The sequence below is a fragment of the Bradyrhizobium sp. USDA3010 genome, assembly GCF_056429065.1.
This window is the reverse complement of record NZ_JBWJZD010000001.1, coordinates 395,436-414,028: the sequence shown is the minus strand read 5'-3', so window position 1 is coordinate 414,028 and position 18,593 is coordinate 395,436. Positions and strand designations below refer to the sequence as shown.

The 18,593-nt window shown below is 64.6% G+C and carries 21 protein-coding genes; 16 read left to right on the top strand and 5 right to left on the bottom strand.

Annotated features, from left to right (window positions below; translation table 11 throughout):
• The first annotated feature begins 165 nt into the window (after nt 1-165).
• The 13 genes from AC066Y_RS01785 to phoB all read left to right on the top strand — a co-directional run bounded on the left by AC066Y_RS01785 (nt 166) and on the right by phoB (nt 12,123).
• Nucleotides 166-1,560, top strand: a complete 1,395-nt coding sequence (locus AC066Y_RS01785) for an OmpA family protein (RefSeq protein WP_478272383.1) — start codon at nt 166-168, stop codon at nt 1,558-1,560.
• 2 nt (nt 1,561-1,562) lie between these two features.
• The gene (locus AC066Y_RS01780; protein WP_478272382.1) at nt 1,563-1,859 is read left to right on the top strand and encodes a hypothetical protein; all 297 of its coding nucleotides are present in this window, start codon (nt 1,563-1,565) and stop codon (nt 1,857-1,859) included.
• Nucleotides 1,860-1,968: 109 nt separating this feature from the next.
• Complete coding sequence (locus tag AC066Y_RS01775; RefSeq protein ID WP_478272381.1) at nt 1,969-2,559, top strand: TetR/AcrR family transcriptional regulator; 591 nt, start codon at nt 1,969-1,971, stop codon at nt 2,557-2,559.
• Complete coding sequence (locus AC066Y_RS01770) at nt 2,556-3,464, top strand: haloalkane dehalogenase (RefSeq protein ID WP_478272380.1); 909 nt, start codon at nt 2,556-2,558, stop codon at nt 3,462-3,464. The genes AC066Y_RS01775 and AC066Y_RS01770 overlap by 4 nt, the downstream gene beginning before the upstream one ends.
• 19 nt (nt 3,465-3,483) lie before the next feature.
• Nucleotides 3,484-3,711 (top strand): SelT/SelW/SelH family protein, encoded by a 228-nt coding sequence (locus tag AC066Y_RS01765; protein ID WP_478272379.1) that lies wholly within the window; start codon nt 3,484-3,486, stop codon nt 3,709-3,711.
• A gap of 354 nt (nt 3,712-4,065) precedes the next feature.
• Nucleotides 4,066-5,121 (top strand): putative bifunctional lysylphosphatidylglycerol flippase/synthetase, encoded by a 1,056-nt coding sequence (locus AC066Y_RS01760; protein WP_478272378.1) that lies wholly within the window; start codon nt 4,066-4,068, stop codon nt 5,119-5,121.
• A gap of 84 nt (nt 5,122-5,205) precedes the next feature.
• Complete coding sequence (locus AC066Y_RS01755) at nt 5,206-6,519, top strand: ATP-binding protein (protein WP_478272377.1); 1,314 nt, start codon at nt 5,206-5,208, stop codon at nt 6,517-6,519.
• 136 nt (nt 6,520-6,655) lie between these two features.
• Nucleotides 6,656-7,666: a phosphate ABC transporter substrate-binding protein PstS gene (gene pstS, locus AC066Y_RS01750; RefSeq protein ID WP_478272376.1), complete on the top strand. Its 1,011-nt coding sequence runs from the start codon at nt 6,656-6,658 to the stop codon at nt 7,664-7,666.
• 231 nt (nt 7,667-7,897) lie between these two features.
• Entirely contained in the window at nt 7,898-8,887 is a 990-nt protein-coding gene (gene pstC / locus AC066Y_RS01745) for a phosphate ABC transporter permease subunit PstC (RefSeq protein WP_478272375.1), read from the top strand.
• Nucleotides 8,888-8,891: 4 nt separating this feature from the next.
• Entirely contained in the window at nt 8,892-9,737 is an 846-nt protein-coding gene (gene pstA / locus AC066Y_RS01740) for a phosphate ABC transporter permease PstA (RefSeq protein WP_478272374.1), read from the top strand.
• Complete coding sequence (gene pstB / locus AC066Y_RS01735) at nt 9,734-10,555, top strand: phosphate ABC transporter ATP-binding protein PstB (protein WP_456760414.1); 822 nt, start codon at nt 9,734-9,736, stop codon at nt 10,553-10,555. Before pstA ends, pstB begins: the two co-directional genes overlap by 4 nt.
• Nucleotides 10,556-10,566: 11 nt before the next feature.
• Complete coding sequence (phoU, locus tag AC066Y_RS01730) at nt 10,567-11,283, top strand: phosphate signaling complex protein PhoU (RefSeq protein ID WP_050403109.1); 717 nt, start codon at nt 10,567-10,569, stop codon at nt 11,281-11,283.
• Nucleotides 11,284-11,412: 129 nt separating this feature from the next.
• Nucleotides 11,413-12,123, top strand: a complete 711-nt coding sequence (phoB, locus tag AC066Y_RS01725) for a phosphate regulon transcriptional regulator PhoB (RefSeq protein WP_016844067.1) — start codon at nt 11,413-11,415, stop codon at nt 12,121-12,123.
• 289 nt (nt 12,124-12,412) lie between these two features.
• On the opposite strand, the gene AC066Y_RS01720 is transcribed toward phoB, so the two are convergent.
• Entirely contained in the window at nt 12,413-12,925 is a 513-nt protein-coding gene (locus AC066Y_RS01720; protein WP_021076557.1) for a GcrA family cell cycle regulator, read from the bottom strand.
• A gap of 496 nt (nt 12,926-13,421) precedes the next feature.
• Here AC066Y_RS01720 and AC066Y_RS01715 point away from each other — a divergent pair, with 496 nt between their 5' ends.
• The 3 genes from AC066Y_RS01715 (at nt 13,422) to AC066Y_RS01705 (ending at nt 16,769) form a co-directional block, all read left to right on the top strand.
• Nucleotides 13,422-14,627 (top strand): acetylornithine transaminase, encoded by a 1,206-nt coding sequence (locus AC066Y_RS01715; protein WP_478272373.1) that lies wholly within the window; start codon nt 13,422-13,424, stop codon nt 14,625-14,627.
• Nucleotides 14,627-15,553 (top strand): ornithine carbamoyltransferase, encoded by a 927-nt coding sequence (argF, locus tag AC066Y_RS01710; protein ID WP_478272372.1) that lies wholly within the window; start codon nt 14,627-14,629, stop codon nt 15,551-15,553. Before AC066Y_RS01715 ends, argF begins: the two co-directional genes overlap by 1 nt.
• A gap of 214 nt (nt 15,554-15,767) precedes the next feature.
• Nucleotides 15,768-16,769: an Hsp33 family molecular chaperone gene (locus AC066Y_RS01705; RefSeq protein WP_478272371.1), complete on the top strand. Its 1,002-nt coding sequence runs from the start codon at nt 15,768-15,770 to the stop codon at nt 16,767-16,769.
• 37 nt (nt 16,770-16,806) lie between these two features.
• Here AC066Y_RS01705 and AC066Y_RS01700 read toward each other — a convergent pair whose 3' ends face one another.
• The 4 genes from AC066Y_RS01700 to AC066Y_RS01685 are packed head-to-tail and all read right to left on the bottom strand — an operon-like array spanning nt 16,807 to nt 18,512.
• On the bottom strand, nt 16,807-17,040 hold the full coding sequence (locus AC066Y_RS01700) for a hypothetical protein (protein ID WP_478272370.1): 234 nt from the start codon (nt 17,038-17,040) through the stop codon (nt 16,807-16,809).
• Nucleotides 17,041-17,061: 21 nt separating this feature from the next.
• Complete coding sequence (locus AC066Y_RS01695; RefSeq protein ID WP_478272369.1) at nt 17,062-17,433, bottom strand: signal transduction histidine kinase; 372 nt, start codon at nt 17,431-17,433, stop codon at nt 17,062-17,064.
• A gap of 27 nt (nt 17,434-17,460) precedes the next feature.
• Nucleotides 17,461-18,312, bottom strand: a complete 852-nt coding sequence (locus AC066Y_RS01690) for a hypothetical protein (RefSeq protein WP_478272368.1) — start codon at nt 18,310-18,312, stop codon at nt 17,461-17,463.
• The gene (locus AC066Y_RS01685) at nt 18,276-18,512 is read right to left on the bottom strand and encodes a hypothetical protein (RefSeq protein WP_478272367.1); all 237 of its coding nucleotides are present in this window, start codon (nt 18,510-18,512) and stop codon (nt 18,276-18,278) included. Before AC066Y_RS01685 ends, AC066Y_RS01690 begins: the two co-directional genes overlap by 37 nt.
• Nucleotides 18,513-18,593: the final 81 nt, after the last annotated feature.

Sequence of the window (18,593 nt, the reverse complement as noted above, 5' to 3'; positions counted from 1 at the left end):
GGCACGGGCTGGCCGATTTGCATTCCGTCGCAAACTTAGCGAAAGAGCACTGAAGAAACTGTTATCCCGATCCAATATGGCGCCCCCGCCATGACCTTTGATTTGGGGTTTGACAGTCAGCCAAGGGTTTGTTTTCTCTCTGGTTCCAGACCCGCAGGACGCTGAATGCACGGACTTTTCAAGTGGAGTAGCAAGTGGTGGCCGGGGGTGATTCCACTGGTCGTCCTGTGGGGCATCGCGGCCTGGACCTCAACGGAAACGGTCGAAGCCGACCTTGCTGCACGCTCCAATGCCGCACTCAAGGACACCGTGCTCGACAAGCGCCGCATCAGCGTCGACGGCCGCGACGTGACCTTTGCGGCCAATGCCTTCTCCGAGGACGGCCGGCTCAGCGCAGTGGCGTCGGTCGAGGCCGTGCCTGGCGTGCGGCTAGTCAACGACGAGACCCGCCTCGTTCCCGAAGCCAAGCCCTTTGTGTGGTCCGCCGAACGCGACGTGGTGCGGGTCACGCTTGGCGGCAATGCGCCGCTGCCGTCGAGCAAGAGCAAGCTGACCGAGGCCGCGAAGGCCAGTCTCGGCGGTGTCGAGGTGGTGGATCAGATGGCGCTCGCCCGTGGCGCGCCGTCGCGGTTCGACCCTGCGGCGCTGTTGCTGCTCGACCAGATCGGCAAATTGAAGGAAGGCAAGATCACGCTGACCGACAACAAGGTTGCTCTTGCCGGCATGGCGCGCGAGCTCGGCGGACGCGAAGCGGTCGCGGCGGCGCTGAAGAATCTGCCGGAAGGCTATTCGATCGCCGCCAACGACATCAAGGCGCCGCCTTACGTGTTTCAGGCCTACAAGGATCCGGTCGCGGTGACGCTGACGCTGACCGGCTACGTGCCCGACAACAACGTGCATGCCGCGCTGGTCGCCGCCGCCGGCCGCAAGTTCTTCAGCGAAAAGGTCGTCGACAATCTCAAGGCCAGCATCGGCGCGCCCTCAGGGTTTGCGGCGGCGGTGGTGCCCGCGCTCGGCGCGCTGTCGCGGCTGTCGACCGGGACGCTCGTGGTGTCGGACCGCGAGGTGAAGCTGTCGGGCGATGCGCTTTACGATGCCGCGGCCGGCCAGATCCGCGACGGGCTCGGCAAGGATTTTCCGCAGGGCTGGCAGTACAAGGCCGAGGTCACGGTCAAGCCGGCGGCGGCGCCGGTGGATCCGACGGTGTGTCAGCAGCTGTTTTCCGAGATCCTCTCCAAGGGCAGGATCCGCTTCGAGTCCGGCAAGGCCGACATCGTCCCTGACTCCGCCGGTCTGCTCGACCGCCTGATCGAGACCGCGATGCGCTGTCCCAATGCGACGATCGAAGTCGCCGGCCATACCGACAGCGACGGTGAGGAGGCCGCCAACCAGGCCTTGTCGGAGCGCCGCGCGCAGGCCGTGGTCGATTACCTCGTGCGCGCCGGACTTCCTGCCAACCGTTTCACGCCGATCGGCTACGGCAGCACGCAGCCGCTCGCCGGCAACGAGAGTGAAGATGGCAAGGCGCAGAACCGCCGCATCGAATTCGTGGTGAAGTAGCGATGACCGTGCTCGCGACATTCTTCTGGGGGTGGCTGCTCGGCGCCGCACTGCTCGGCTTCGGCATGGGCTGGATCGCGGTGGTGCATCGGGCGCAGGGCGTCTCGAAGGTCTGGATGCGCTGGCTCGCGCTGCTCGCCGCCGCGCTGGTCGCGGCATCGTTTGCGCGGGTCGTGCCCGGCCGCTTCGGCTACTGGCTTGATCTCTTCCTGGTCATGTTCGCGCTCTATCTCGTCGGCTGCGCGATCGGCTCCTGGCTGCGCGACTGGGTGGTCTCGCGCAGCAGGCCCGCGAGCTGACCCCTAAGGCCTTGATCCAGCAGGACTGAGCGACGCCGCCGCGCGCGGCGCCAGCAGCACGCATTTTGCTGCTTGACATCAATACGTACGTACGTATTAAGTTATGTCCATGCCAAAACCCTCTCTCCGCGATGCCATCCTCGACGCCGGCCTGAAGGAAATGTTCCGGACCGGCTATCACGGCACCAGCGTGCGCGACGTCACCGCCGCAGCCGGCGCGCCGCAGGGGTCGTTCACCAACCATTTCCGCTCCAAGGAGCTGTTCGCGTCGGAAGTGCTCGACCGCTACTTCCTCTATGTGCGCGGCCTCGTCGCGGAAGCCCTCGGCGACACGACGCTGCCGCCGCGCGACAGGCTCCGGCGCTATCTCGATCTGATCACCGGCAAGCTGGCGCATGACGGCTTCACCCGCGGCTGCCTGATCGGCGATTTCAGCCTCGAGGCGTCGGGCTCGAGCGAGATGCTGCGCCAGCAGCTCGACGAGATCTTCCGGGAATGGCGCGCGCCGTTTGCGGCCTGCATCACTGAGGCTCAGGCCAGACGCGAGATCGCGTCCGACTTCGATCCCGATGCGCTTGCCGATTTCCTGCTCGCATCCTGGCAGGGCGCGATGTTGCGCATGAAGGTCGAGCGCAGCGCGGCCGCGCTCGAGCGTTTCAAGACGATCGCCTTCCAAACCGTGTTCAAGGAGTTGCCATGACCATGTCTGCCGATATCAGTCTGCATCATCGCCCGGTGTTCGGGACCACGATGGCGTATCGCGAGCTTGGGCGCAGCGACGCGCCGCACGTGCTGTTCCTGCACGGCAATCCAACCTCATCCTATATCTGGCGCAACATCATGCCGCTGGTGGCGCCGGTCGGGCACTGCATCGCACCCGACCTGATCGGCTACGGCCAGTCCGGCAAGCCCGACATCGCCTACCGCTTCTTCGACCATGCGGACTATCTCGATGCGCTGATCGACGAGCTCGGCATCAGCTCGGCGTATCTGGTCGCCCAGGATTGGGGCACGGCGCTCGCGTTCCATCTCGCGGCGCGCCGTCCGCAACTCGTGCGTGGGCTGGCCTTCATGGAGTTCATCCGCCCGATGCGGGATTGGTCCGACTTCCACCAGCACGAGGCCGCCCGGGACACGTTCCGGAAATTCCGCACGCCGGGAGTGGGCGAGGCGATGGTCCTCGACAACAATGCGTTCGTCGAACGCGTGCTGCCCGGCTCGATCCTGCGCACGCTCAGCGAGGAGGAGATGGAAGCTTACCGTGCGCCGTTTGCGACGCGCGAGAGCCGCAAGCCGACCTTGATGCTGCCGCGCGAGCTGCCGATCGCGGGCGAACCTGCCGATGTTGCCCAGGCGCTCACCACGGCGCACGCGGCGCTTGCGGCATCGACCTATCCGAAGCTGCTGTTCGCAGGATCTCCCGGGGCGTTGGTGTCGCCGGCCTTCGCCGCGGATTTCGCGGCGAGGCTGCAGCATTGCGCGGTCATTCAGCTCGGCGCGGGCGCGCATTATCTGCAGGAAGATCATCCGGAGGCGATCGGCCGCTCGGTTGCAGGGTGGATCGCCGGCATCGAAGCCGTGAACGCGCAACATCTCGCAGCATGAGTGGATGGGAGAGCACGCCATGACCGACCTCTCGATCATTTATTGCCGTCCGTGCGGCTACGAGAAGCGTGCCAGGGAGGCCGCCGCGCTGCTGCGCGAACGCCTCAAACTCGATGCGGAGCTGGTGCCGGGCAAGGGTGGCGTCTTCGAGGTCGTACTTGACGGCAAAGTGATCGCCCGCCGCGTCAAGGGGCATTTCCCCGATGCTGCCGAAATCGTCATCGCAGTGGCTGCGGCACGGGCATAAAAATTGACGCAGGCTTGCCTCATCGCCGTTGCATGACCATTGCGGCGGCGATTTGCGCTGCGCGGGCGCCGCGGCGTTGCTCTCGCTCCCCGTAGTTTCCCGGATGGCCTTGCGTAGCGTTCGCCGGACCAACTGCCGCACGTCGCTGTCAAGTCTTGTCGAAGGTGGCGAGAAACGCGCATATTTGTGCACCCGCTGTCATGAATCATCCCTAATATCTTGAAGATGCGCGTTTTATTGTCGTTTGACGAATTCCACTCCGGCAAAAAACGCGCTACACGGGGCAGGGCACAGCGAAGCGCCGGCGGAGTTCGCCCGGGAGCCGTCGTCGCGGGATCGCAATTCGAGGTCTAGATGCTGGAAGCAATAGGCAGGGCGATGGCGTTTCTGCGCCAGAAGCAAATCCTGCATCGGCTCGGTGTTGTCATCAGCATCGCCGTCATCGGCATCGCCTGTTACGTCCTCTATCACATGCTGCGCGGCATCGACACCAATGAGGTGCTCGAGGCCATCAAGAGCACCGAGCCGCGACAAATCGCGCTGGCGGGACTGTTCGTCGCAGCCGGCTACTTCACGCTGACCTTCTACGATCTGTTCGCGGTGCGCGCGATCGGCCACGCCCACGTGCCCTATCGGATCAATGCGCTCGCGGCGTTCACCTCCTATTCGATCGGCCACAATGTCGGCGCCAGCGTCTTCACCGGCGGCGCGGTGCGCTACCGGATCTATTCGGCCTGGGGATTGAATGCGATCGACGTCGCCAAGATCTGCTTTCTCGCCGGCCTGACCTTCTGGCTCGGCAATGCCGCCGTGCTCGGGCTCGGCATCGCCTATCATCCGGAAGCCGCAGCCAACATCGACCAGCTGCCGCCCTGGCTCAACCGGACGCTCGCGTTCGGCATCATCATTGCGCTGGTCGCCTATGTGGTCTGGGTCTGGACCCAGCCGCGGGTGGTCGGCCGCGGTCCCTGGACGGTGACCCTGCCGGGCGGCCCGCTGACGCTGCTGCAGATCGCGATCGGCATCGTCGACCTCGGCTTCTGCGCGCTGGCGATGTACGTGCTGGTGCCGGACGAGCCCAATCTCGGCTTCGTCGTGGTCGCCGTCATCTTCGTGTCGGCGACCCTGCTCGGCTTCGCCAGCCACTCCCCCGGCGGGCTCGGGGTGTTCGACGCCGCCATGCTGGTCGGCCTCTGGCAGATGGACCGCGAGGACCTGCTCGGCGGTATGCTGTTGTTCCGGCTGCTCTACTATATTGCGCCGTTCGTCATATCTGTAATCTTGCTGACGTTTCGGGAGGTTATCGTCGGCGCCCGACTCAAACGGCTGCCGCAGACTGATTCGGGTCCCCGCGCTGAGCCGCACCATGAGGCGGTTCTGGTCCGCAAGCGTGGTGATTCCGGGGTCTGATGACGCGGCCCGATGCCTCCCGAGGGAAGGTCGATTTGACCGCGCCTGGGCGAGACATGAACCGACGGGAAGAAAGCCGCCGCGATGGCCATTGACGATACGCCGCATTCGATTTTCTCGCCCTGGCCCGACCGCTTGCGCCATTCCGCGCTGATCCTGCTTGCCGCAGCGCTGGCGCTGAGCGTCGTGGTCGCGCTCGGCGAGTTGTCGCTGGTGCGCGCCTGCGTGGTGTTCGTCTGCATCGCGGCTGCGGCGCTGGTGCCATGGCGGCTGCATGATGCCGGCACCTCGCGCGAGGATGTCCGCCACGGCAATCCGGTCGAGGCCGCAGCCGTCAGCGCCGTCGTCGCCGGCATGCCGGACCCGGCCGTGCTGCTCGATCGCGCCGGCCGCGTCATCCATCTCAACACCGCCGCGGCCCAGCTTGCGCCGGCGCTGCGCAAGAACGAGCTGGCGCAATTTGCCCTGCGTTCGCCGGAGATTATCACTGCGTTGCGCGAGGCGATTGCGACCACCGAGCCGCGCCGCGCCACCTACTCCGACCACGTTCCGGTCGATCGCTGGATGGAATTGGTGATCACGCCGGTGCCGGTGCCGACCCAGTTCGGCGGCACCGAGAAATGCATGCTGATGACCTTCCACGATCTGACGCCGCTGCGCCGGGTCGAGGAGATGCGCGCCGATTTCGTCGCCAATGCGAGCCATGAGCTGCGCACGCCGCTCGCGGCGCTGTCCGGCTTCATCGACACGCTGCAGGGGCCGGCGCGCGAGGACGCGCGGGCGCGCGAGCGCTTCCTCGGCATCATGCACACCCAGGCCACCCGCATGGCGCGGCTGATCGACGACCTGCTGTCGCTGTCGCGGGTCGAGCTGTCGGCCCATGTGCGGCCCGAGGCCTCGATCGATATCGTGCCGATCATCCGCCAGGTGGCCGACGGGCTTGAGGCGCTGGCCAGCGAGCGCCAGGTCGAGATCGACGTCGATCTGCCACCGACCCCGGTCACGATCGCCGGCGACCGAGAGGAACTGCTCCGCCTGTTCGAGAACCTGATCGAGAACGCCCTCAAATATGGCGCCTCGGGCGGCCGCGTCATAGTGTCGCTCAATCAGACCGTTTCGGGCGCATCGGGCGAGGGGAGCCCCGAAATCCGTGTCATGGTACGGGATTTCGGCCCCGGCATCGCTCCGGAGCACCTGCCGCGGCTGACCGAGCGGTTCTACCGGGTGGACGTCGGTGACAGCCGCAACCAGGGCGGAACCGGCCTCGGATTATCGCTGGTGAAACATATTCTTAACCGTCATCGCGGGCGTCTTCTGATCGAGAGCGTGCCGAACAATGGCGCGACCTTTACCGCCTGTTTTCCCCGGCCGAAGACCCCGTTACCGACCCAAAGCTAAGCGTTTTCAGTCGCTTAGTACTGTCATCCAACTGTCATCCAACCTTCGTAAAAGCGGCACCGACCGCTCCTAGATGGACTGGTGTGGGCGCGATCGGGCGCAATTGGCGCTTCGCTCACAAGATGGAGACCACCCCATGAATTTCATCAAAGCTATCGTCGCTGCCGGCCTGGTCGCCGCTTCGACGTCGGCCTTCGCTGCCGATATTACCGGCGCAGGCGCAACGTTCCCGTTCCCGATCTATTCGAAGTGGGCTGACGCCTACAAGAAGGACACCGGCAATGGCCTGAACTATCAGTCGATCGGTTCCGGCGCCGGCATCAAGCAGATCCAGGCCAAGACCGTGACCTTCGGCGCCACCGACGCGCCGCTCAAGGCCGAGCAGCTCGAGAAGGACGGCCTCGTTCAGTGGCCGATGGTGATGGGCGCGATCGTTCCGGTCGTGAACGTCGAAGGCATCAAGCCGGGCGATCTCGTGCTCTCGGGCGAAGTGCTCGGCGACATCTATCTCGGCAAGATCACCAAGTGGAATGACGCGGCGATCGCCAAGCTCAATCCGAAGCTGACCCTGCCGGCCGATGCGATCACCGTCGTGCGCCGTTCGGACGGTTCGGGCACCACCTTCAACTTCACCGACTACCTCTCCAAGTCGAACGCCGACTGGAAGTCCAAGGTCGGTTCCGGCACCGCGGTCGAGTGGCCGGTCGGTGTCGGCGCCAAGGGCAACGAAGGCGTCGCCGGCAACATCGGCCAGACCAAGAACGCGATCGGCTATGTCGAATACGCCTATGCCAAGCAGAACAAGCTGACCTACACCGCGCTGGTCAACAAGGCCGGCAAGACCGTGCAGCCGACCGTCGCCGCCTTCCAGGCCGCTGCGTCGAATGCCGACTGGGCCAAGGCCCCGGGCTACTACGTGATTCTGACCGACCAGCCGGGCGAAGCCTCCTGGCCGATCACCGCGGCGACCTTCATCCTGATGCACAAGGATGCGACCGACAAGGCGGCCTCGCAGGAAGCGCTCAAGTTCTTCAAGTACGCTTTCGAGAAGGGTGGCAAGGCGGCCGAAGAGCTCGACTACATCCCGATGCCGGAATCGGTTGTCAAGCTGATCGAGAAGACCTGGTCCGCGGACATCAAGAGCTAAGTCCGACGCTTCGAACACGGCCTGTGCCGCCTCCCAGGGGCGGCACAGGTCGAGCGATTGAGATCCGGGCTCCACCACCGCGGCAAGAAACGCGGGGCGCGGGGCCGGGGTTCGCGCCCCGGGTGGCGCAAGCCGGAACGACGCCCGGCCAAATGCGTCAGGGAAGATCGCTTCGGGGCGTAGCGGTTTGCGTTGCTTTCACATAGTAATGAGGGGATTGGCGTGGCAGACATGGCTGTTCAGAGCGATGTGATGGAAGCCGCGGGACCTTACGATCGCGCCAAGGCCCTCAGCGCCTTCAAGCTCGGTGATCTCACCTTCTATTGGATCACCCGTATCTCGGCGATCTCGGTCCTGCTGATCCTGGGCGGCATCATCCTGTCGCTGATCGCCGGCGCCTGGCCGGCGATGAAGGAATACGGCTTCGCCTTTCTCTGGACGCAGCGCTGGGCACCCTCGGCCGATCCGCCGGTGCTCGGCGCGCTCGGCCCGATCTACGGCACCCTGATCACCTCGGTCATCGCGATGCTGATCGCGATTCCGGTCGGCATCGGCATCGCCATCTTCCTCACCGAGCTCTGCCCGCCAATGCTGCGCCGCCCGATCGGCATCGCCATCGAGCTGCTCGCCGGCATCCCCTCGATCATCTACGGCATGTGGGGCTTCTTCGTGCTGGGCCCGTTCCTGGCCAACACGTTCCAGCCCTTCATGATCAGGATCTTCGAGGGCGTTCCGGTGCTGGGTGCGGTGTTCGCCGGTCCGCCGTCCTATCTCAGCCTGTTCAACGCCGCGCTGATCCTCGCCATCATGGTGCTGCCCTTCATCACCGCGATCTCGGTCGACGTGTTCAAGACCGTGCCGCCGGTGCTGAAAGAGGCCGCCTACGGCATGGGCTGCACCACCTGGGAAGTCGTCCGCAGCGTCGTGATCCCCTACACCCGGGTCGGCGTGATCGGCGGCATCATGCTGGCGCTCGGCCGCGCGCTCGGCGAGACCATGGCGGTGACCTTCATCATCGGCAACTCGTTCCGAATCTCGTCGTCGATCTTCGCGCCGGGCACCACGATCTCGGCGGCGATCGCCTCCGAATTCGCGGAGAGCGACGGCCTGCACCAGTCCGGCCTGATCCTGCTCGGCCTCCTGCTGTTCGTGCTGACCTTCTTCGTGCTCGCCGGCGCCCGGCTGATGCTGATGCGGCTTGAAACGAAAGCGGGGAAATAGGGCCATGAACCCGATCTACAAATCCCGCCGCCGCAGCGACATCGTCATTCGCACACTCTGTGTCGGCGCGGCGCTGTTCGGCGTCACCTGGCTGGCGCTGATCCTGTTCACGCTGGTCTATAACGGCCTTGCCGGCCTCAGCGTGCAGCTGTTCACCCAGAACACGCCGCCACCGGGCTCGACCGAAGGCGGCCTGCTCAACGCCATCGTCGGCTCGGTCATCATGACGGTGATCGGCGTCGGCATCGGCGCGCCGCTCGGCCTGTTCGCCGGCACCTACCTCGCCGAATACGGCAAGCACGACAAGCTCACCTCGGTGATCCGCTTCATCAACGACATCCTGCTCAGCGCGCCCTCGATCATCATCGGCCTGTTCATCTACGGTGCGGTGGTGGTGCCGATGCGCGGCTTCTCGGCGATTGCAGGCAGTCTCGCGCTCGCCGTGATCGTGATCCCGGTCGTGCTGCGCACCACCGAGGACATGCTGCTGCTGGTGCCCAATCCGCTGCGCGAGGCGGCCTCCGCGCTTGGCCTGCCGCGTTCGCTGGTGATCAAGCGGATCGCTTATCGTGCTGCGCGTAGCGGCTTGATCACCGGCGTGCTGCTGGCGACCGCTCGCGTCGCAGGTGAAACTGCGCCGCTGCTGTTCACCGCGCTGTCGAACCAGTTCTTCAGCTGGGACTTGACCAAGACGATGGCCAACCTGCCGGTGACCATCAACAACTTCGTGCAGAGCCCTTACGCCTACTGGAAAGAGCTGGCGTGGAGCGGTGCGCTGCTGATCACCTTCACTGTGCTCGCGCTGAATATCGGCGCGCGTATCCTTGGTGCCGAAAGGGCCGCAAAATGACCGAGCTTTCCGTTTCAACGAGTAACCCGAGCCACGTTGCTCCGCATACGCCGCTGCCGGAAGCGCCGCCGAAGGTCACGGTGCGCAACCTCAACTTCTACTACGGCGAGCACCACGCGCTGAAGAACATCAACCTGACGCTCGGCACCAACCGCGTTACGGCGTTCATCGGCCCGTCGGGCTGCGGCAAGTCGACCCTGCTGCGCATCTTCAACCGGATGTACGATCTCTATCCGGGGCAGCGCGCGGTCGGCCAGCTGATGCTGGACCAGACCAACATTCTCGATCCCAAGCTCGACCTCAATCTGCTCCGCGCGCGGGTCGGCATGGTGTTCCAGAAGCCGACGCCGTTCCCGATGACGATCTACGAGAATATCGCCTTCGGCATCCGCCTCTACGAGAAGATCTCGAAGTCCGAGATGGACGACCGGGTCGAGAAGGCGCTGCGCGGCGGCGCGCTGTGGAACGAGGTCAAGGACAAGCTGAACGCCTCCGGCCTGTCGCTCTCCGGCGGCCAGCAGCAGCGGCTGTGCATCGCGCGCACCGTGGCGGTGCGTCCCGAGGTGATCCTGTTCGACGAGCCGTGCTCGGCGCTCGACCCGATTTCGACCGCCAAGGTCGAGGAGCTGATCCAGGAGCTGTCCGAGGACTACACGATCGCGATCGTCACCCACAACATGCAGCAGGCGGCGCGCGTCTCCGACAAGACCGCCTTCATGTATCTCGGCGAGCTGATCGAGTTCGACGACACCAACAAGATCTTCACCTCGCCGAGCGATCGACGGACTCAGGATTACATCACCGGCCGGTTCGGCTGAGGAGATACAAGATGGCTTCTGAACATACCGCCAAGGCATTCGACAGCGACCTGCAGGAGTTGACCCGCCTGGTCGCCGAGATGGGCGGCCTCGTCGAGCGGATGATTACCGAGTCGGTCGACGCGCTGATCCGTCGCGACGTTGCGCTCGGCAAGCGCGTGGTCGCCGCCGACATCGAGATCGACAATCTTCAGCGCGTCATCGAAGAGCGCGCGGTGCTGACGATCGCCCGCCGCCAGCCGATGGCGATCGACCTGCGTGAAATCGTCAGCGCGATGCGCGTGGCCACCGATCTCGAGCGGATCGGCGACCTCGCCAAGAACATGGGCAAGCGCGTCGCGGCGCTGGAAAGCGATTTCCAGCCGCTGAAGCTGATCCGCGGCCTGGAGCACATGACCGACCTCGTGCTGTCGCAGGTCAAGTCGGTGCTCGACGCCTATGCCGCGCACGACCTGCCGGCGGCGATGAACGTCTGGAAGGGCGACGAGGAGGTCGATGCGATCTGCACCTCGCTGTTCCGCGAGCTCTTGACCTACATGATGGAGGATCCGCGCAACATCTCGTTCTGCATCCATCTGATGTTCTGCGCCAAGAACATCGAGCGGATCGGCGATCACGCCACCAACATCGCCGAGACCGTGTTCTACATGATCGAGGGCCAGCAGATCACCGACAAGCGTCCGAAGGGCGACATGACCAATTTTGCCACCACTGTGCCGGGTACCTAGGACATGATCCGCAGCGCGGAGCCGGATTGTCTTCACGACAAGTCGTTTCCGCGGGGATTATGCCCAGGAAGGTAAGCGTTTCGGTTTGCGTCTGGGCAACGGATCACCACAGAGAGAGAACTTAAACCGATGAGCGCACGCATTCTGGTAGTCGAAGACGAGGAAGCGCTGACGACACTGTTGCGCTACAACCTCGATGCGGAAGGCTACGATGTCGAAACGGTCGGGCGCGGCGACGATGCCGACACCCGCCTGAAGGAGCGCGTTCCCGACCTCGTGGTACTGGACTGGATGCTGCCGGGCCTGTCCGGCATCGAGCTGTGTCGCCGCCTGCGGGCGCGTCCCGAGACCAAGCAGCTTCCGATCATCATGCTGACCGCCCGCGGCGAGGAGAGCGAGCGCGTGCGCGGGCTTGCCACCGGCGCCGACGACTACATCGTCAAGCCGTTCTCGGTGCCGGAATTACTGGCACGGGTGAAGGGCCTGCTGCGCCGCGCGAGCCCGGAGCGGCTTGCGACCGTGCTGACCTACGGCGACATCGAGCTCGATCGCGAGAAGCGCCGCGTGGCGCGCTCGGGCCGTCCGATCGATCTCGGTCCGACCGAGTATCGGCTGCTCGAATTCTTCCTCGAGCATCCCGGCCGCGTGTTCAGCCGCGAACAGCTGCTCGACAGCGTCTGGGGTCGCGACATCTATATCGATGAGCGTACCGTCGACGTGCATATCGGCCGCCTGCGCAAGCTGCTCAATCCGGGCCGCGAGCAAGATCCGATCCGCACCGTGCGCGGCGCCGGTTATGCGCTCGACGACCGCTTCGCGAAGGCCGAGCCGCAGCCGTAAGGCCGGCCGGCAATCGCAAGCCACAATACGGCGTCGTCCCGGCGCAGGCCGGGACCCATAACCACTGTTCTCTTTTGCTTGCATGCGCTGGTGCCACAGCCGCCTTAAACCACTTGCACCAGTGGTAATGGGTCCCGGCCTGCGCCGGGACGACGCCAGTGATGTAGTGCGTTCTCCGCTTCAAACACCGCCCCGGATTTCGCTTCGCTCCATCCGGGCTACGATCACATAAAAAAATCCCCGCTTTCGCGGGGATTTGTTTTTGCAGTCCAGGCTGGTTTCCCGAGTGCTACTTGATCTGTGGCTTCGCCGACGGCCGGCGGCGATCGGCGGCGGGCTGGTAGGCGACGCGCGAGTGATGCGCGCAATAGGGCAGGCCGGCGAGCGCCTTGCCGCCGCAGAAGAAGAATTCCGGGCTCGAGGGATCTCCGACCGGCCAGTGGCAGGTGGCCTCGTTGAGCTCGAGCAGCGACAGCCGCTGGCTCATCGGCACCACATTGTCGAAGGAGATCGGATCGGGCTCCATCTCCACCTCGAAGGCGTGCGCGAGCGCGGTGTTGCCGCGCGACACCGGGCGCGCCACCCGCATCATGTGCTGGGCGGGACGGGCCTTGCGCTGCCGCGGCGCAGCCGTGGAGGGGGCCTTGGCGCGGCCGGAGAGGCCGAGCCGATGTACTTTGCCGATCACGGCGTTTCGCGTCACATTGCCAAGTTCCGCCGCGATCTGGCTGGCCGAGAGGCCGGATTCCCAGAGCTTCTTCAGCTGCTCGACGCGATCGTCGGACCAAGTCAATACAGTCATCGCATTCTTCCTTTCGCATGGCGCCGGCCACTCATCGGAGCGGCGCTGCGAGCCAATCTGGACAAATATCCCTGCGGCCAGAATCCCTTAGCCCTCGCCGGGCACGGTGTTGCGCCCGAACGTTTACGCGAGACACGAAGGCTACTTAGAGGGTCCAGTACTGCCGCACGAGATGTCGTACCCGACAGGCCAAACGCTACAATATGGCGTGACTCTGGCGCAAGAGTCCGCGGCCGTGCGTCCACATGTTCCCACAAAGTTAAGCATTGCTGTGAGGCTTTTCCACCGCACCGGAATGCTCCGGATTGCGCCGGTTTCGCATTGCAGGAAGGCCAGCAAAGGCCGGCTCCTGGCGATTGACACTGACCGGCCGCCGCATAGAATGACCCGCACGTGCCGCCCGCAAAGGCGGCCGTTTTGTTTTCCGAAGCTGGCGGTTGCTGCGTAGGCGTCAAGGCGCGCAGCGATTGACGGCTTCAAACCGGCAGTGAACGCCATGACCAACGCCTCGTCGCATCTGCTCCCCGTCTTCGCCCGGGTCGATCTCGGCTTCGAGCGCGGCGAGGGCGCCTGGCTGATCGCAACCAATGGCGACCGCTATCTCGATTTCACCTCGGGCGTCGCGGTGAACGCGCTTGGGCATGCGCATCCGCATCTGGTCAAGGCGCTGCAGGAGCAGGCGACCAAGCTCTGGCACATGTCGAACCTGTTCAAGAGCCCGGACGGCGAGGTGCTTGCCGCGCGACTGTGCGAGCAGAGTTTTGCCGACTTCGTGTTCTTCTGCAATTCCGGCGCCGAAGCGATGGAGGGCGTGATCAAGCTGGTGCGCCACCACCACTTCTCCAAGGGCCATCCGGAGCGCTACCGCATCATCACCTTCGAAGGCGCCTTCCATGGCCGCACGCTGGGCACGCTGGCTGCGACCGGCTCGGCGAAATATCTCGAGGGCTTTGGCCCGCCGATGGACGGCTTCGACCAGGTGCCGCACGGCGACATCGAGGCGGTGAAGAAGGCGATCGGCCCGCACACCGCCGGCATCCTGATCGAGCCGGTGCAGGGCGAGGGCGGCGTGCGCTCGGCGCCGCAGTCGTTCTTCAAGGCACTGCGCGCGCTGTGCGACGAGCATGGCCTGCTGCTCGCCTTCGACGAGGTGCAGACCGGCATGGGCCGCACCGGCGAGCTGTTCGCCTACAAGCGCACCGGCGTCACGCCAGACGTGATGTCGCTGGCGAAGGCGCTCGGCGGCGGGTTCCCGATCGGCGCGGTGCTGGCGACCGCGGACGCTGCGGCCGGCATGGCGCCGGGCTCGCACGGCTCGACTTTCGGCGGCAATCCGCTGGCGGTCGCCGCCGCCAATGCCGTGCTCGATGTCATGCTCAAGCCCGGATTCTTCGAGCACGTGCAGAAGATGTCGCTGCTGCTCAAGCAGAAGCTCGCTTCCGTCGTCGACCGCTATCCCGGCGTGCTGTCGGAGGTGCGCGGCGAGGGCCTGTTGATCGGCGTCAAGGCGGTGGTGCCGTCGGGCGATCTGATCGCCGCGCTGCGCAACGAGAAGCTGCTCACCGTCGGCGCAGGCGACAATGTGGTGCGGTTCCTGGCGCCCCTGATCGTGACCGAGGCCGAGATCGACCAATCGATCACAGCGCTCGAGCGCGCCTGCTCTGTGCTATCGGCGCCGCAGCCGAAGAAGGCGGCTGGATAATGAGCAAGCCGGTCCGTCACTTCCTCGACATCAACGAGCTGCCGCTCGCCGAGCTGCGCAACATGCTCGAAGCCGGAGCCGCCATGAAGGCGAAGCTGAAGGCGCATGAGAAGGGCAGTAAGCCGCTCGAAGGCAAGACGCTGGCGATGATCTTCGAACGCCCGTCGACCCGCACAAGGGTGTCGTTCGACGTCGGCATGCGCCAGCTCGGCGGTGAATCCATCATGCTGACCGGCGCCGAGATGCAGCTCGGCCGCGGCGAGACCATCGCCGACACCGCGCGCGTGCTGTCACGTTATGTCGATGCGATCATGATCCGCATCCTCAACCATGACGCGCTGCTCGAGCTCGCCGCCCACGCCACCGTGCCCGTCATCAACGGCCTGACCCGGCGTTCGCATCCCTGCCAGGTGATGGCCGACCTTATGACATATGAGGAAAACCGCGGCTCGATCGAGGGCAAGACGGTGGCCTGGACCGGCGACGACAACAACGTGCTGGCCTCCTGGGCGCACGCCGCCGAGCGGTTCAAGTTCAATCTCAACATTGCCACGCCGCCCGAGCTCTCGCCGAAGAAGCCGATGCGGGACTGGATCAAGGCCACCGGCGCGCCGATCAGGCTCGGCACCGATCCGGAAGCCGCCGTGCGCGGCGCCGACTGCGTCGTCACCGACACCTGGGTGTCGATGGGCGACAAGGAGGGCGAGCACCGCCACAACGTGCTGAAGCCCTATCAGGTCAATGCCAAGCTGATGTCGCTCGCCAAGCCGGACGCGCTGTTCATGCACTGCCTGCCCGCGCATCGCGGCGAGGAGGTCACCGACGAGGTGATCGACGGCCCGCAATCCGTGGTGTTCGACGAGGCGGAAAACCGCCTGCATGCGCAGAAGGGCATCCTGGCCTGGTGTTTCGACACGGTCGCGTAGTCGACGACATCAATGCCGTCGTCTCTGCCTCGTGCGCAATTGCGCACTGGAGCAGGGACCCATACGCTGCGGCCTGCGAAAAAGGCACATGGGCAGACGCCTTGTGCCGCGACAAAATCCTGTGGTTATGCGTCCCTGCTTTCGCAGGGACGACGTCGATTCCCGGTATGCTGAACCCCTTTATTTCATGGTCCGAGACCCCAGATAGAGCGCCATGGTTTCACAATCCCCCGACATCAAAATCCAGGCCGAGACGCCCATTCGCGCGCCCTCCGCGGTTCCTGTCGACGATGCCGTGCTGGCCTTCGAGGTCGGCGCGCTGGACTTGCGCGGCCGGCTGACCCGGCTCGGCCCCGCGCTCGACGAGATCCTGCACAAGCACGATTATCCGCCGGCGGTCGGCAAGCTGCTCGGCGAGGCCATCGTGCTGACCACGCTGCTCGGCTCCTCCGTCAAGTTCGAGGGCCGCTTCATCCTGCAGACCCGGACCGACGGTCCGGTCTCGCTTCTGATCATCGATTTCCAGGCGCCCGACCGGCTGCGTGCCTATGCGCGCTACGATGTGGCGCGCCTCAAGGACGGGCAGAGCTCGGGTGAGCTGCTCGGCAAGGGCCACCTTGCAATGACCATCGATCAGGGCGCGAACACCAGCCGCTACCAGGGCCTGGTCGCGCTCGACGGCGGCGGCCTGGAAGAGGCGGCCCACGAATATTTCCTGCGCTCGGAGCAGATTCCGACGCGGGTGCGGCTCGCAGTCGGCGAGGAGATGCGCGGCGGCGAAGGCGGCAAGCTGCACTGGCGCGCCGGCGGCATCCTGCTGCAATTCCTGCCCAAGGCCCCCGAACGTGCCAAGCAGGCCGATCTCCATCCCGGCGATGCGCCGGAGGGCACGGCCACGCACAGCGTGCCGGATGACGATGCCTGGGTCGAGGGGCAGTCGCTGATCTCCACCGTCGAGGATGTCGAGCTGATCGATCCCGATCTCTCCGGCGAGCGGCTGTTGTACCGCCTGTTCCACGAACGCGGCGTGCGCGTCTTCAACCCGCAAACGCTGCGCGCGCAGTGCTCCTGCTCGCGCGATGCGGTGTCGTCGATGCTGAAGAGCTTTGCGCCGAACGATCGCGCCGAGATGGTCAAGGACGGCAAGGTGGTCGTGACTTGCGAGTTCTGCTCGTCGGTCTACCAATTCACGCCGCAGGAAGCCGGCGTCGAGTAGGCGGGAAACCGACAACAAGGCCCGCTAAGCAGGCCTGTCAGCTCAGCAAGGTGCGGGTCTTGGCGGCGGCGTCGTAGATTTCGATCTGAAGCATCGGATAAGCCGCCTTCAGCTGTCGGCCAGACGTTTCAGCAGCCTCGGCGGTGTCGAACTCCGACTTGAAGTGTTTGTCGACAATGATCACGAAGCCTTCGGTAGGAGGCCGGTCGGCGCGCAGCGGCTTCTTCGGCTCTGGTTCGTCAATGGAAAGCAGGGATTTCTTCGTCGTCATGGGAATCCTCCTGGATCGATCTCAACTCAGCCGGTGAAACGCGAGCGGCAGGGTCTCGCGCACGAGCCCGCTCAGATTCAAGGTCTCCCCGCTGTCGGTGATATCCGAGAACAGTATCTCGACATAGGGATGCTGGCGGTTGAACGCAGCACCGCGTTGGTATTTCGCACTGACGATCCGCTCGATCGCCGCCAAGTTCAGCCTGCCGAGTGCGTTGTATTGATCGCGGAACAGGCTTTGATGTCCGCCGCGGTGCTCGACAGACTCGGCCCAGACGTCCATCACCTTGCGGCCGATGAATGCTTCGATCCGTTCATTTCCATCACGGGCGACAAGTCGCAGCCCGTCCATGCTGTGCGGTCCGTCATCGACGTCAAATTGGGTAAGTGACATGGTGAATCTCCTGTTGTCGTAGTTGGCTCACATCGGCAGTCCATCGGGGACCGCACCTCCTTCATTGTCCCATCGCGACAAAGCCGCAGCGCCCGATCTCGCGTCCTGACGCGCCTCCAGAACCTTGTCACGACCGGCATCATCCTTGTGCTTGTGCAGGAAGCGCGCGATCTGCCCGCGGAGCGCGGACGTCTCCAACAGTTTTCCGACCGATCCGGCGGTGTCGAAGATTTCCCGCTGCAGCGCCTTCGGCAGGACGTTCCATTGCATGATGATGGCCGCGCCGAGACACCGCAGGACGTACTCCTCTTCGGCGGCAAGAGCGACGCCGCGAGAGCGGTCGTGCTCCGCGACGTCTAGTGCGTTGTCGAAATTGTCCGCCAATCCTTGCTCGTTATCCGCGAGCGAAGCGAGGCGGTCTTGCCGTTCTTGAAGCTTGCGGCTTTCGCCCTGACTGCCCGAGCGCTTGATCAGTTCGCCGTATGCGGCTGCCTTGGTGCGGTACTGTTGAGATTTGAACATGGCGGGCCCTTTCCTTGGAGGTCTCCGCGCATTCCGACCAATCTCGATGGCTGACGAGGATTGACTTGTATATGGGAGGCAAAGGGTCGAATAACGAGCACCGAGGCCACAAATCACCGGGCACAAGCCAATCGGATGGCGCGCGTGAATATCTGCACCGCGACAACGTTCACCACGGTCGCCAGTTCCTGAAGCACAGTTGGAAGCAATGTCGAAGCCGTCGCTTGGTGAGAGGCGACCGGAGGCCAGGCCCCAGTGGCATCGGAAGAATGGCGGTCTCAACCGGCCCCATACCGGTGCTTTCTCCTCAAGATCGGCAGTCAGCTCGGCGTTCGCAGGCCGGGCGATGTCAGCCAATCATTGATGTGCGAGGCGGTTTCGACCAGCCGCGCCTTGCGAAGCATCGCGTCGCGCTGAAGGCCGGGCAGGAATGGCTTCGCAGCATCTCCTGTCCTCACGGCTTCCAACGCCGGCAGATCATGAGGCGGCGGTTCAGGCTGGCTGTGTTGAGCAATCGGCATAAAGCTCTCCTGGTTACTGGCGGGAGCTTGCAGCACTCTCAGTCACCGGTATCGGCCAGAGGCGGAGCAGTGATCACGGCAGTAGATACTCCTTACGTCCGGTAGTCGACTCAATTC